This window comes from Oceanobacillus sp. CF4.6, from assembly GCF_051262635.1.
Lineage (GTDB): Bacteria > Bacillota > Bacilli > Bacillales > Amphibacillaceae > Oceanobacillus.
In genome coordinates this window covers 19,443-33,409 of record NZ_JBIMEX010000018.1, presented here as the reverse complement: position 1 = coordinate 33,409, position 13,967 = coordinate 19,443, and the positions used below count along the sequence as shown (strand labels likewise).

Below are 13,967 nucleotides of genomic sequence, written 5' to 3'. Positions count from 1 at the left end.
TCTCACCTTCCTTAATTTATAAAACATAAGACTCTAGTCTAAATAACTTGCCTTTTGGCGACAACATAGGGCTTTTCCTTTGATCCGATGATTTTTTGACCCTTTGATACATATACATCCTTATCCAAGATTACATTTTCTAGATAAACCCCTTCTTCAATGGTACATCTTTGCATGATAATGGAGTTTTTCACAGTTGCACCGGATTTAACATTAACCCCGCGGAAGAGCATACTTCCTTCAACAGCCCCATCAATAACACAGCCATTCGCAAGTAAGGAATCGTTAACTTCTGCGTGTTCACAATATTTCACAGGTGGGTTATTAGAAATTTTCGTACGAACTAAATTCTTATTGAAAAATAATTCTCGATAATTCTCCTCTTTCAATAGATTCATATTCTGCTTATAAAAGCTTTCAATTGTATTTACAAAAGCACTATAACCCTCATGATCATACTTTTGTATTTTTAAGTCAGCTAGTTTGTCCTTAATACCACACACAAAAAAATTATCCTTATTATACGCAATGCATTCATCAACTAAATCTAGCAGGAGGTCTTTATTAATAATATAGACACCGGTAAAGAGCTTTGAATTTTTCTGATCATGTGTTATATTTTCCACCCACCCGGAATCATCTGCTTCAATTCGAAAATATGGATAGTGCTCCGGCTGAACTTCGCCAACATCAGCACTGATCAACGTAACATCCGCATTCCTTTCCATGTGAGATTTAAATGCATTCTTATAATCGGAGTTGGAGATGAATTGGCTGCCACTTATTAAAACATAACGAGATTTACTGCGATGGAAATAATCACGATTATTATGGAAAAACCGAAGATCTCCCTTTGAACTGTCAGACGGGTCATTCCAATCTGGCGGAAGAATAAACAAACCGCCATTTCTCCTGTCCAGCTCCCAATTCTCTCCAGTTCCAATATGATCCAGCAGTGAGCGGTACTTATTCCTTACAAAAACCGCAACTTCATGAATTTCTGAATTAACCATATTCGATAAAGCAAAATCAATCATTCGATAACGTCCCCCAAATGGTAGAGAAGCATTATTACGGAAATAAGCAAGTTCATTAAACACATAGTGTTCATGATCCAAATTTATAAGTCCCATCATTTTTTCCATTATTTATCCCCCCCTGCAGGTGTTAGCATTTCACCTAAAACTTCTTCATTTATAACAAGTGGCTCCTCATCTTCGCTTCTTTGAAGAATGGTCCCCTCTGGAATTACGGTATTTTCCATAACAATGACACGTTCCAACATACAGTTTGCTCCAATGCTTGCTTTCGGATGAATGATAGATTGTTTAACGATACTTCCCTGTTCTATCCGTACATTTCTAAACAGAACAGAATTGTTGATATGCCCGTATACAAAACATCCTGAATTTATTAGAGAATTTTTCACAGAAGCATGTTGGCTTATATATTGTGGTGGAAGATTCGAGTCGTTTGTATAAATTCTCCAATTCTTATTATTGGAAGTTAGCCCTGATTTCTCATGGAGTAAATCCATATTAGCCTCCCAATAACTTTGAATCGTTCCTACATCTTTCCAATAGCCATTGAAGTGGTAGGCAAACATTCGATGATTATCCTGGAGCATTGCAGGGATAATATCTTTTCCAAAATCATGACTGGATTGTTTATTGTGTGCATCTTCAAGTAAATATGATTTCAGTTTTTTCCACGTGAAAATGTATATTCCCATCGACGCCAGGTTACTTTGAGGTACTTCAGGTTTCTCCTCAAATTCATAGATACGATGATTTTCAGACACACTCAATATTCCGAATCTGGAGGCCTCTTCGATTGGAACATCGATAACAGACACTGTTGCATCTGCTTCCGTTTCTTTATGTTGTTCAAGCATTTTTTGATAATCCATCTGATAAATATGATCACCCGAAATAACAAGTACATACTCAGAATCAAATTGATCGACAAAATGAATGTTTTGATAGATGGCATCAGCAGTTCCGGAATACCAGTCCCCACCTGTTTTTCCAGTATATGGAGATAACACGGTTACCCCGCCACTTTTTTTGTCCATATCCCACTGTTTACCATTTCCAATATGTCTATTCAGTTCCAAGGGAGAATACTGTGTTAATACTCCAAGTGTTTGAATTCCAGAATTAGCGCAATTACTTAACGTGAAATCAATGATCCGATATTTACCACCAAAAGGTACTGCCGGTTTCGCCCCATGATGGGTTAAAGCCCCTAAACGCTTACCTTCTCCTCCTGCCAATAACATGCCAACACATTCTTTCATTTATGACCCCTCCTCATCCAACTGCTTAAATTTGAATATCGCGATGGCTAACGGTGGTACTTTTATTTTGATATGTTGCGGCAAACCATGCCATTTTTCTTGGAAACTAAAATGTTCAGAACCATTTATTTGCCCGGATCCACCAAATTCTTTCCGATCAGAATTAAAAATTTCCTCATATTTCCCAGCAAATGGAACCCCAACTTTATAATCAAAATGCGTATTTGGAGTGAAATTACAAACGATAATCAATTCTTTCTCCGGTTGCATACTTCTTCTTCTGAAGGCAATAATACTTTGATCAATATTGTGTGGGTCAATCCATTCAAACCCCTCTGGTCGATGATCCATTTCAAAAAGTTCCGGAGTACCCATATAAAAATGGTTTAATTCGCTTATATACTTATAAATTCCCTCGTGGAGCGGATAATCAAGTAAATGCCAATCCAACTGCTCCTTATCCTTCCACTCTGCGTATTGTGCAAGTTCTCCACCCATAAAAAGAAGCTTCTTTCCTGGATGTGCAAACATATAACCATATAAAAGCCTGAGATTTGCAAACTGCTGCCATTGATCTCCCGGCATCTTATCCAATAATGACTTTTTACCATGTACAACCTCGTCATGCGAAAGAGGTAATAGAAAGTTTTCAGAGTTCGTATACATAAAGGAAAAGGTAAGTAAATGATGATGCCATTTTCGATTCCCTGATTCTTCTTCCATATATTTAAGCATGTCATTCATCCAGCCCATGTTCCATTTGAAATTGAAACCAAGCCCTCCAGCGTATGTCGGAGCTGTAACGAGAGGTAAGTCCGAGCTATCTTCAGCCATCATTAACGCATTCGGTTCATATGAAAAAACGACTTCATTCAATTTGCGTATGAATGCAAAAGCTTCCAGATTCTCTTCTCCACCTGAAGAATTGAAAATTTTCTCTTCTCCATCATGTCGATCAAAATTTAAATACAACATACTGGCAACTGCATCCACTCGAATTCCATCTATGTGATATTCTTGCAGCCAAAACAGCGCATTGGAAACTAAGAAACTCTGAACCTCTGGCCGGCCGAAATCAAAAGCCAACGTTCCCCAGGTTCTTTTCTCTGCTTTAACGGGATCTCTATATTCATACAAAGCCTTTCCATCAAACTCCCGAAGTGCAAAATCATCCTTACAAAAGTGACCTGGAACCCAGTCCATAATGACACCTATATTATTCTGATGGCACTCGTCCACAAAATATTTAAAATCATCACGTGAACCATAACGGGTCGTAACAGCATAATAGCCCGTTATCTGATAGCCCCAGGATAGGTCAAAAGGATGCTCAGCTAAAGGTAATAATTCAATATGGGTATATCCAAGGGATTTCACATAAGGTACCAGTTCCTCAGCAAGTTCCCGATATGTAAAGAATTCACCTGATTCTTTTGTTTTCCACGAACCCAAATGGGCTTCATAAATAGAAATCGGAGAGGAGTATGGGTCAAAAGTTTCTTTCCTTGCCTTCCAATCTTGATCTTTCCATTCATAAGCTGATTTCTCGGCAGGTGTCACAGACGCAGTTCTTGGCCGAAGTTCTGATTGGAGTGCATATGGATCAGCTTTTAACGACACTTGGTTATCTGAAGTTATAATCTCATATTTGTAAATCGTGCTGTCCGAAATATCTGTGAAAAAACCAATCCAGATTCCCTCGTTTGTTACTTTTTCTAAAGGATGTGTGTTGCCATTCCAATGATTAAAGTCACCAACAATCCGCACTTCTTGTGCATGCGGTGCCCAAACGGAAAATCGGTGTCCTCTTTTACCTTCCCATTCCGTGATATGACAACCTAACATTTTATAGCTCTGATAGTTCGTACCCTGGTGGAATAAATATATATCCTGTTCCGACATGTTGTATTTCAACAAATGGTGCCTCCTTCCAAAACGGTAAAGATACTGGAGATATTATCGTTTTGTAGATTATAATTAAGTATAGATATAAAAATAACAGAATTCAAGCCAGTTTTCAGAAAATTCCTTCGACAATAACTGGTGGTTTTTGTCGAAACTTGACACTACTTGTGGAGTTTTCCATTTTATCGAATTGTAATGTTTAATAATGGTAAATCGAGTGAATAATTTATTTAGATATAACAATTTTATGAAATTCCCGAAAAGTTTGGTATAACATATACTGTAGCAGCTAAGCGTCAGTGGAAGAGGAGTTGTCATTGTGAAAAAGAATATAGCCTGGATGGATGACGTTCATTTACTGACAGTCATTGTCGATCATATAAATAAAATACCGGATTTCCATAAGGATGAACCTATTCTTTATTGGGAAAAGGAACAAAGGAATTTATCTGTATCGTTTCAGGAGAAAATAGATGATTCTACAGTTCGACTCACTAACGAAGAGGAACTTCCCATTGGTGAAGAACTTGTTCTTCTATGGGGAGAAATGAAATTACCTGTTTATCCTCGTGCAATTGTCCGCACAAAATGGTTTGATGAGAATTATTCTGCGACAGCTATTAAGCTTGGAGCAACTTGTACGGAGGATTCCACTATCTTCTCTGTTTGGTCTCCAACAGCAACCGACTTGCAATTGGTACTGGGTGACAACATGTATGCGCTAAGCAAAAGTGAAAAAGGCGTATGGGAGACAGAAATCAAGGGAGACTGGCATGGATATCCATATGAATTTGAAGTAAGCCTCAACGGGGATACCCAACGCGTAAATGATCCATATGCAAAGGGGATGCTTGCCAATAGTGAAAAAGGCGTTGTTGTTAATTTTTCAAGGTCCGATCAAATAGAACATGAACAAAATCGGCCTACCGTAAAAAATTTGCAGGATGCCATCATCTATGAACTTCACGTAAGAGATGCCACGATTCATCAAGAAAGTGGCATCATGAATCGCGGAAAATTCTTAGGTTTATCTGAAACTGGTACTACCACTCCAAACGGATTTTCCACCGGTCTTTCCTATATGAAAGAAATCGGCTGTACACATGTTCAGTTATTGCCAATAAACGATTATGCACGTGTAGATGAACTTCACCCGGATGAACAGTATAATTGGGGTTACGATCCTTTATATTTCCAAGTCCCAGAGGGGAGCTACTCGGTATTACCGGATAGACCGATAGCAAGGATTAATGAACTTAAAACAATGATTCAAGCATTCCATCGTGAAGGAATATCTGTGATTCTTGATGTTGTGTTTAACCATGTTTTTATTTTGGAAGAATCACCTTTTGAAAAACTGGTGCCGGGATACTACTTTCGCTATCAACCCAACGGAAAATTAAGCAACGGAACTGGGGTTGGAAATGATATTGCCACGGAAAGAAAGATGACACGCAAATTTATTCTTGATACGATTGATTTTATGATCAATGAATATCATGTAGATGGATTCCGTTTTGATCTTATGGGCGCAATGGATATCGAAACAATGAGACAAATTCAAGAACGCTGTAACGCAGAAGATGTACCAATGATGCTGCTTGGAGAAGGATGGGAATTACCGACAGCAATTCCATCTGATTGGAAGGCAACCAGTTTTAACTCCAAGAAATTAGAGGGCATTCGCTTTTTCAATGACTATTTCCGTGATTGTCTAAAAGGAAATTTATTTAATGAACAGGATACTGGTTATATTAATGGAGGAGGCCGCTTCCTCGAGAAAATGCCTAACTTACTGTCAGGATCTTCACTGGAAGAATATGGTGAACCCTTTGTGTCGGATGTAAATCAGACGGTCAATTATGTAGAGTGCCACGATAACCATACCTTATGGGATCGCTTGCAGCTGACAAATCATGATGTTGATGAGTCCATACGTAAAAAAATGCATCAATTAGCTACTGGAATCGTTCTACTTAGCCAAGGTGTGCCTTTTATCCACGCTGGTCAGGAGTGGTTTCGAAGTAAGCAAGGTAATGAAAATAGCTATATTTCCGGAGACCATATTAATCAACTTGATTGGAATAAAAGAGAACAGGAACAAAAAAATATTACTTTTCTTAAAACACTCATTTCCTTAAGAAAAAAATATGATGTTTTTCGAATGACGTCCAAACAGGAAATAAGAAGAAGATTTCATGTTATTGAAACACCTCAACCGGTTTTTGGATTTACGCTATTAGGTGATAAAGATGATTTCTCCATTTATATTAATCCATCTAATAACAAATTTGATCTTCATCTCCCCTCATCAGGGAAGTGGAGTATTGCCGTAACTAATAATTCCTCTAAAAGAACAGCGCAGCAAGAAATTATTGGCGAATATACATTTGTTGATGCCTATGAACTCGTTGTTTTTCAGAAGACACGTAAACCCGCTTCATCCGATGTGGATGTAGTCAGCACCGGAACGGTTTATTAGTTATCAAGGATTGCTTCGTTTAAAATCCGCCCTAGGAAAGGTTTGATAATTAAAAGGGATTCCTGGACATATTTGTGGGTATTCCTTTTTGGTGCTATAAAATATCCACACCAACTTGCAGCACTGAGAGAGGAAGTAAGGTAAATGGTTTTCTTAAATATTCTTGATTATGCACTAATAGATGAAGGATCCAATGCTCGTGATGCATTAGGACAAACCACTGAACTTGCCAGATACGCAGATGAACTTGGCTACCATCGATACTGGGTCCCTGAGCAGCACAATGCTCTGTCCATTGCCAGCAGTGCTCCTGAGATGCTTATGATGCATTTAGCCGCTGCCACTAAATCAATTAGAGTTGGATCCGGCGGAGTAATGATCCCTCATTACAGTCCTTATAAGATTGCTGAAAATTTCCGAATGTTGGAGGCACTCCATCCAGCTCGCATCGACTTGGGTATTGGGAACAGTACCGGCGGAAGAATCGTGAGTAAGGTCTTGAATGAGGAGAAAGAGGAAAGACTACCCTACGAGCAACAAGTTACTGATATTCAGAAATACTTAACAGGTGAGACAACCCAAGAGCATCGATTTCAGAAGTTAATCGCCACCCCTGTCATTGACACCCTTCCAGAGATTTGGATGTTGGGCGCGGGAGGCAAGAGTACAAAAATTGCCACTGAATACGGCACTGCTTATTCGTATGCTCATTTTATAAAACCTTCGGAAGTCGGCGCTGACATAATAGCAACCTACCGGAAAAATTTTAAAGCCTCTGTTTTTCACGAGAAACCAAATGTATCCATCAGTGTTTTCGTCGTAATTGCCGAAACAAAAGAGGAAGCAGAGGAGCTTTCAAAGGCATTCGATTTATGGATGGCATCCCTTGAAACAGCTAAAAATCCGCCTTATTTCCCGTCTGTTGAAACAGCAAAAAAAAGACAATACAGTTCGTTTGAAAAACAAAAGATTAATCAAATTCGTAAAAGAATGATCGTTGGAAATCCTGCTCACGTAAAAGAGGAAATAATAAAATTGGCGGAATTCTATCAGGCTGACGAAGTTACCTTGATACCTAACTTTCCCGGAGCTGCAAACCGCATGAAAGGCATACAATTACTCGCTGATGCATTTAAGCTTAGAGGAAAACAAAAATAAGAAAAATCGGGCCAATAGCCGATCTCTCAATCTTATGCACTCCTCCTAAATTGACAATTAATCAAATGTTTGATTAGTTAAATTGTTAGATTACTATAGAACTGCTATAATTTTTAATATATACAGTAAGGGAAGTGTAGGAATGGAAGTAAGTGCAGGTCTGTCATTAGAAGGCGGTGGCATGCGAAGTGCCTATACGGTAGGAGTACTTGATTTATTTCTCGATAAAGGAATTGATTTCCCTGTGGTCGCTAGCGCATCTGCAGGTTCTCTGATTGGAAGCTCCTATATTGCAAAACAGAGGGAAAGAAATCATCGGATGCTTCTTGAGATAGGAGGAAATCCAGAATCCATATCTTTTAAAAGAATGATCCGTGATAAGGAACTATACTCTATGGATTACATTTTCAACAAAATACCAAATGAAATAATACCTCTGGATTTTAACGCATTTTCCCAATCAGCCTCCACTTTTATAATAGGGACAACCGATATTAACACAGGGTACCCAATCTATCACGATAAATATGATACGAAAGAAGATTTATTTAAAATCATACGTGCTTCATGTTCATTGCCTGTATTAGCACCAAGTATTTCTTATCAAGGACTAGATTTAATGGATGGTGGTGTTGCAGACCCAATTCCAATCAAACCTTTAATCGATAGAGGAAGCAATAAAAACGTCGTTGTTCTTACCAGAAATAAAGGTTATATCAAAAAGGGCACCAGATTAAATTGGTTGTATAAACGAATTTTTAGTGAGAAGCCACTACTTATAAAATTATTAAGAGAACGTCATTTAATATATAACAAGACTATGCAGCAACTGTTGGAAATGGAAAAAAGAAATGAAGTTTTCATTATACAGCCAGAGAAACCCCTGGTTACAAGCAGAATAGAACACAATAAGGAAAAACTGCAAAACTTATATGTTCAAGGTTATCAAGAGACTGAAAAAAAATATGAAGCATTAAAGTACTTCTTACAAGGTACAGATATTGCAGAGGCTGAGTTATTGACTACTGTCCCTTCATAGCGAAGATTCGATTTTAAAATAATTATCTCAACTCTGCAATGATTAAAAAGAACTAGCTTAATATCCTTAAAGTGTTTGTTCTTTGTAAATTTTTTGTGCCTCATATTTAAATCCACCATAGTGATAATTTTGCTTCTGATACATTTCCCTTGGTGTATCTTCTCCATCGGCAACTAAGATTACTGTTTTATCCCAAAATTTCCGCATTACAAAATACTGCAGTCTGCTTCCAATTCCCTTTTTACGCAGAAATTCGTTTACATCGAGACTATCAATTTCTGCCATTTTTTCAGTCATAATTACATCTACCGCTCCTGCAGGCTTACCTTTATAACTCGCAATAATCTGCATAATTGCTGGATTATTAAATTGCCTCTTATTTAAACCAATTTTTTGCGTTGCAAAGTCTTTCCCAAACTCCAGATCCTGTTCAAAACGTAATTTTAAGTACGCTTCAAAATTATCATCTGTTACAGATTGGACAAGTATGTCTGAACTATTTTCTATTTTCGGAAACTGATCTGGCTGGATAGCGTACAACTCAAGGTAACCAACCTCATACCCTTGTTTTTTAAAATAGTTCATTTCTTTCTCATCGGGTTTTTCGTTTTCTGGAAAATAAAACTTTACGTGTTTCTGGTTCCTTGCAAAATGAAACTCGCTCAAATAATCTTCAGCCTCTTTGAATTCAGCTAACGTTGGTAAGTGCTTAAATTCTATAAAATTACTATCATACCGATTTAACATTTCCGGATAATGAATATGTTTATACAGTTTGTTTTCAAATACTATATCCCCTATTGTATATATATCTTCAAATGTAATCTTTTTCATTTGTATTCTCCTTTATTTTTATTGGAAAAACCTTTCGATTAATTAAAAGGAATTTTCAAACAAATTTTGAAATCGCAACTATTTCTTATATAATAAAATTATAATACAAAAAAAGAAAAGTGAGGATAATTATGGGGAAAATTAAAAATGTATCATTGATTGGTCTAGGGGCAATTGGATCTGCTTACGGAAGCAAGTTACATGCATTATTAGGAGAATCGCTCCGTGTCGTTGCTAACGAGAATCGAATTAGAAGGTATCAATCAGACGGACTGGAAGTAAATGGTCATGTTTTCCATTTTAACTATATACTTCCTGAGACAAAGACAGAACCTGCAGACCTAGTTATCTTTGCAGTAAAAAACGCAGAGCTTGAACAGGCATTTTTAGATATGAAGCATCACATTGGTCCGAATACAATTATTCTTTCTCTTTTAAATGGCATATCAAGTGAAGATGAAATTTATGAAGCTACAAAAAATGAGCAAATTCTCTTTAGTATGTGCGTAGGGATTGATGCTGTAAGAACAAGCAATAAAATCCGCTTTTCCAGTATGGGGAAAATATGTTTTGGGGAAAAGGATCAAACAACATCTGATAATGTCTTAGCGGTAAAAGAACTATTCGAAAGAGCTGATATTGCTTATGAGATACCAGATAATATTTGGCATACCATTTGGGCAAAGTTCATGTTTAATGTAGGAATTAACCAGACATCCGCTGTATTGCGTGCCCCATACAAACATTTCCAGGAAATCCCTGCACTTCATCAATGGATGGAACAAGCGATGTATGAAGTAGTAGAAATATCCAAAAGTATCGGGGTCCATTTAACAGAAGAAGATGTACGTAATTACCGACCTATTTTAATGAATTTGGCACCCGATGGTCAAACATCCATGCTACAGGACATTGAAGCCAATCGTAAAACCGAAGTGGAATACTTTGCTGGAAAGGTATGTGAACTTGGAAAGAAATATCATATTCCAACACCAGTTAACGATCAGCTTTATAAAATGATAACGATTATCGAATCAATGGCAAAGTTATAGTTCGTATATTACTAACTAAAAAATGTGGTTAGTAACTATCTTCTCTTGAAGCATTTTCTTGAAAGTATAATTTCCCTGAAACTCCAAATGATAACCGTACACAAAAGGGGAAAAGTTGCAAAATATCATTTCTTCGCTCTTCTTATCGAAAATTCCAGCAACATCTATTCGATACGATTAACTTATACAGGAGGTTCACATGAAGAAAGTTTCTAATGTTTTTTATATCACCATTGCTTTAGTTGTTATATTTGTTTTGATCGGTGCTATCATGCCTGTACGATTTGAGCAAGTAACAACAAACCTGAATGCTTTTATTTCTACTAACTTCGGATGGTATTATATGTGGCTGATGATTGCTCTGATCATTCTTTCCATCTTTATCATCATAAGCCCTTACGGAAAAATCCGTTTAGGGAAAGATAATGAAAGACCCGAATTTTCTACGCCTACTTGGATTGCGATGTTATTCTCTGCAGGACTAGGTATAGGGCTTGTTTTCTATGGTGCTGCTGAACCGCTTTTTCACGGATTTTTAGATTCGCCGCTATCTGAAGTAGGTACGGAACAGGCATTTAAGGAAGGGCTTTCGTTAACTTATTTCCATTGGGGCTTCCATGGTTGGGCTATGTATGGACTTATCGCACTTTCACTTGCATTTTTTCAATTTCGCAAAGGGGAACGCGGCTTGATTTCGGCAACTTTAAAACCTCTATTCGGCGATCGGATGAACGGTCCATTTGGAATAGCGATTGACGTACTTGCGACATTTGCAACAATATTCGGTGTAGCAACGTCCCTCGGATTAGGAGCCATGCAAATTAACGGTGGATTGAATCATTTGTTTGGAATTGATGTTAGTTTCGCATCCCAGTTTATCATTGTTGCGATTGTAACGGTTCTATTCCTTGCTTCATCCTGGTCGGGCCTAAGTAAAGGTATTAGATATTTATCAAATACGAATATGGTTGTCGCAATTTTATTGTTTTTTGGAGTATTATTTATTGGACCAACATTGCTGATTCTTAACATGTTTACAGATACTTTTGGTTTATACATTCAAAACATTGTGCAATGGAGTTTCCGTACTGCACCACTAGAAGGGGATAATCGTGGTTGGGTTGATTCCTGGACGATTTTCTACTGGGCATGGTGGATATCATGGGCACCTTTTGTTGGAATGTTCATTGCCCGTGTCTCACGCGGAAGAACCATTCGTGAATTCATGATTGGAGTTATGATCGTACCGACTTTCATTATCGCCATCTGGTTTGCAACGTTTGGGACAACAGCAGGTGATATTCAAAACAGTGGTGTGGACTTAACACAATATTCAACAGAATTAATAGCCTTTAACATGTATGATCAAATGTCTTTTTCATTCATCTTATCAGCCCTATCGATTTTGTTGCTTATGACTTTCTTCATTACGTCTGCTGATTCAGCAACATTCGTTTTAGGAATGCAAACCACAAGAGGGTCGTTAACCCCTCCGAATACAGTTAAAACGATTATGGGTCTTTCACAGTCTGCAGTAGCTCTCATTTTACTTTATGTAGGTGGATTAACTGCATTACAAAATACCATTATAGCCGCTGCACTTCCCTTTTCATTTGTTGTCATTTTAATGATGTTTTCGCTCTTTAAAGCACTTAAACAGGAGTTAAAGACAATTAAGAAAATACCTAAGAGGAAATAAATAATATAGTTCCATCTAAAAACGCACGCTAAAAGAGCATTTTGCTCAGAGTGCGTTTTTTTAATAAACTAAGCGATAAATCAAAAAGCGTTCATCTGGATTTCTTTCATATAAACCCGGCCGTCTAATTTCCTTTATCAATTCAAAAGATGTATTTTTTTCAAGAAAATATACATACTCTTCGTGCGGATAATACAGGATTAACTCGATTTCACGTTCCTTTTTTTCCACAGAACGTAAAATATTATTAATGACCTTTCTAAATATCGTTACTGAGAATGGATTAAAGAAATAGAAACGATTATCATTATGTTCAATGATATATTCTTCTGCCAGACAGCAAAAGAATTCAATCGTATCACCATTTTTATTTGTATGATGTAAGTAATTTCTCTGATTAATAATTGCTTCCTGAAAGAATTTTTCATCCATTTCAATTCCTTTGACAGATAAACCAAGAAAATAATGAATATAAAAGTTCAGTCTTCCTTTCCCGCATCCATAATCAACCACTTGATCATCTTGACTCATTTCGTAACCCTTGAAAAGTGTTTCTAATGCGCTATATGGTGTTGGTTCATATGGATTGTATTGAATGGAGTCAGGATAGAGCAGTTTCTTCCCTGCTCCTGTACGGATATGTAATAATTTATCAAGCTTATATTCATTCATATGATTTTCCTCTTTTACATGCACTGTATCCCCTAAAATATCGGGAACCAAAATTACCTTTTATTTTTATTTTGTCAGATTCAATAAAATAACACAACCATTACTCATTATTCACTCACATTAATTATCTGTATACCTTTTTAGGATATTGGCTAGAATAGGTAACATTATATCTTAAAAGGAGTGAAGGAAAATGATTGAACTAGATACAGAAATTGAAGGAAAAAGAGCTTATTTTGGTCAAATGCTGTCTGGACTTAAGCCCTTGGGATATGGCTTATGTGGGGGTTGGGATTATGATAAAGGTTTCTTTGATGGAATTCTATCACGCGAGGGTGGAGAAACGATTTATATAAGATTACCTTTTAAGGTTGTAAGCGGACAGTTGGATTATAAAAACGCCCTTATCGAGTTTCAAACCCCCTTTGTTATCAAACATGTTGTAAATATTGGTTTGGACAAGGATGGGTCCTCGTTATTAACAGCTACTGGGTTTAGTCAATTTCAGACACCGCTTGATACAGATGGGCAAATAAAGCATAAAGCGAAATGGGAAGAAATTGGGGAGAAATCTGTCAAGCAAGTAATTCAATACATACCTCCGAATGTATCTTAATAAAAATAAGGCTGTTTTTCGTAATGCTTATTGCTTTTTAATCATCGTAGAATTGATATAAACTACGAACTAGTATAGGGAACTTCGGCGACCGCTCTGGGAAATACACTGCGCTTTTCGCGGGCGGCTGGTGAGCCTTTCCTCCCGCAGTCACCCATGTATCGCAAAAACAGCTATACACCACAGAAAATGAAAATGGTTATAGTTTGGC

General features: G+C 37.2%; 11 protein-coding genes. 6 read left to right on the top strand and 5 right to left on the bottom strand.

Features of this window, described 5'->3' with window-relative positions:
* Positions 1-38: 38 nt before the first annotated feature.
* The 3 genes from glgD to glgB are packed head-to-tail and all read right to left on the bottom strand — an operon-like array spanning position 39 to position 4,201.
* Entirely contained in the window at positions 39-1,145 is a 1,107-nt protein-coding gene (glgD, locus tag ACHABU_RS19670; protein ID WP_435766661.1) for a glucose-1-phosphate adenylyltransferase subunit GlgD, read from the bottom strand.
* A complete protein-coding gene (locus tag ACHABU_RS19665; RefSeq protein ID WP_435766660.1) occupies positions 1,145-2,299 on the bottom strand; it encodes a glucose-1-phosphate adenylyltransferase in 1,155 nt (384 codons plus the stop codon). The genes glgD and ACHABU_RS19665 overlap by 1 nt, the downstream gene beginning before the upstream one ends.
* Complete coding sequence (gene glgB, locus ACHABU_RS19660) at positions 2,300-4,201, bottom strand: 1,4-alpha-glucan branching protein GlgB (protein ID WP_435766696.1); 1,902 nt, start codon at positions 4,199-4,201, stop codon at positions 2,300-2,302.
* Positions 4,202-4,523: 322 nt separating this feature from the next.
* On the opposite strand from glgB, the gene pulA reads away from it, so the two are divergent.
* The 3 genes from pulA to ACHABU_RS19645 all read left to right on the top strand — a co-directional run bounded on the left by pulA (position 4,524) and on the right by ACHABU_RS19645 (position 8,883).
* Positions 4,524-6,686, top strand: coding sequence for a type I pullulanase (gene pulA / locus ACHABU_RS19655; protein ID WP_435766659.1), 2,163 nt, complete (start codon positions 4,524-4,526; stop codon positions 6,684-6,686).
* Between the two features lie 144 nt (positions 6,687-6,830).
* Complete coding sequence (locus ACHABU_RS19650; protein ID WP_435766658.1) at positions 6,831-7,844, top strand: LLM class flavin-dependent oxidoreductase; 1,014 nt, start codon at positions 6,831-6,833, stop codon at positions 7,842-7,844.
* Between the two features lie 142 nt (positions 7,845-7,986).
* The gene (locus ACHABU_RS19645; protein ID WP_435766657.1) at positions 7,987-8,883 is read left to right on the top strand and encodes a patatin-like phospholipase family protein; all 897 of its coding nucleotides are present in this window, start codon (positions 7,987-7,989) and stop codon (positions 8,881-8,883) included.
* A 66-nt stretch (positions 8,884-8,949) separates the two neighbouring features.
* Here ACHABU_RS19645 and ACHABU_RS19640 read toward each other — a convergent pair whose 3' ends face one another.
* Positions 8,950-9,717, bottom strand: coding sequence for a GNAT family N-acetyltransferase (locus tag ACHABU_RS19640; protein ID WP_435766656.1), 768 nt, complete (start codon positions 9,715-9,717; stop codon positions 8,950-8,952).
* Positions 9,718-9,848: 131 nt separating this feature from the next.
* On the opposite strand from ACHABU_RS19640, the gene ACHABU_RS19635 reads away from it, so the two are divergent.
* Positions 9,849-10,769 (top strand): ketopantoate reductase family protein, encoded by a 921-nt coding sequence (locus ACHABU_RS19635; protein WP_435766655.1) that lies wholly within the window; start codon positions 9,849-9,851, stop codon positions 10,767-10,769.
* Positions 10,770-10,968: 199 nt separating this feature from the next.
* Positions 10,969-12,468 (top strand): BCCT family transporter, encoded by a 1,500-nt coding sequence (locus ACHABU_RS19630; RefSeq protein ID WP_435766654.1) that lies wholly within the window; start codon positions 10,969-10,971, stop codon positions 12,466-12,468.
* A gap of 60 nt (positions 12,469-12,528) precedes the next feature.
* Here the strand turns inward: ACHABU_RS19630 and ACHABU_RS19625 are convergent, their stop codons facing one another.
* Positions 12,529-13,140: a class I SAM-dependent methyltransferase gene (locus tag ACHABU_RS19625; protein WP_435766653.1), complete on the bottom strand. Its 612-nt coding sequence runs from the start codon at positions 13,138-13,140 to the stop codon at positions 12,529-12,531.
* A gap of 193 nt (positions 13,141-13,333) precedes the next feature.
* Here ACHABU_RS19625 and ACHABU_RS19620 point away from each other — a divergent pair, with 193 nt between their 5' ends.
* On the top strand, positions 13,334-13,756 hold the full coding sequence (locus ACHABU_RS19620) for a YugN family protein (RefSeq protein WP_435766652.1): 423 nt from the start codon (positions 13,334-13,336) through the stop codon (positions 13,754-13,756).
* Positions 13,757-13,967 lie beyond the last annotated feature (211 nt).

Coding starts and splice junctions, on each gene's coding strand:
- glgD (WP_435766661.1), bottom strand. CDS start 1,145: ATGGAAAAAATGATGGGACTTATAAATTTGGATCATGAACACTATGTG.
- ACHABU_RS19665 (WP_435766660.1), bottom strand. CDS start 2,299: ATGAAAGAATGTGTTGGCATGTTATTGGCAGGAGGAGAAGGTAAGCGT.
- glgB (WP_435766696.1), bottom strand. CDS start 4,201: ATGTCGGAACAGGATATATATTTATTCCACCAGGGTACGAACTATCAG.
- ACHABU_RS19650 (WP_435766658.1), top strand. CDS start 6,831: ATGGTTTTCTTAAATATTCTTGATTATGCACTAATAGATGAAGGATCC.
- ACHABU_RS19645 (WP_435766657.1), top strand. CDS start 7,987: ATGGAAGTAAGTGCAGGTCTGTCATTAGAAGGCGGTGGCATGCGAAGT.
- ACHABU_RS19640 (WP_435766656.1), bottom strand. CDS start 9,717: ATGAAAAAGATTACATTTGAAGATATATATACAATAGGGGATATAGTA.
- ACHABU_RS19635 (WP_435766655.1), top strand. CDS start 9,849: ATGGGGAAAATTAAAAATGTATCATTGATTGGTCTAGGGGCAATTGGA.
- ACHABU_RS19630 (WP_435766654.1), top strand. CDS start 10,969: ATGAAGAAAGTTTCTAATGTTTTTTATATCACCATTGCTTTAGTTGTT.
- ACHABU_RS19625 (WP_435766653.1), bottom strand. CDS start 13,140: ATGAATGAATATAAGCTTGATAAATTATTACATATCCGTACAGGAGCA.
- ACHABU_RS19620 (WP_435766652.1), top strand. CDS start 13,334: ATGATTGAACTAGATACAGAAATTGAAGGAAAAAGAGCTTATTTTGGT.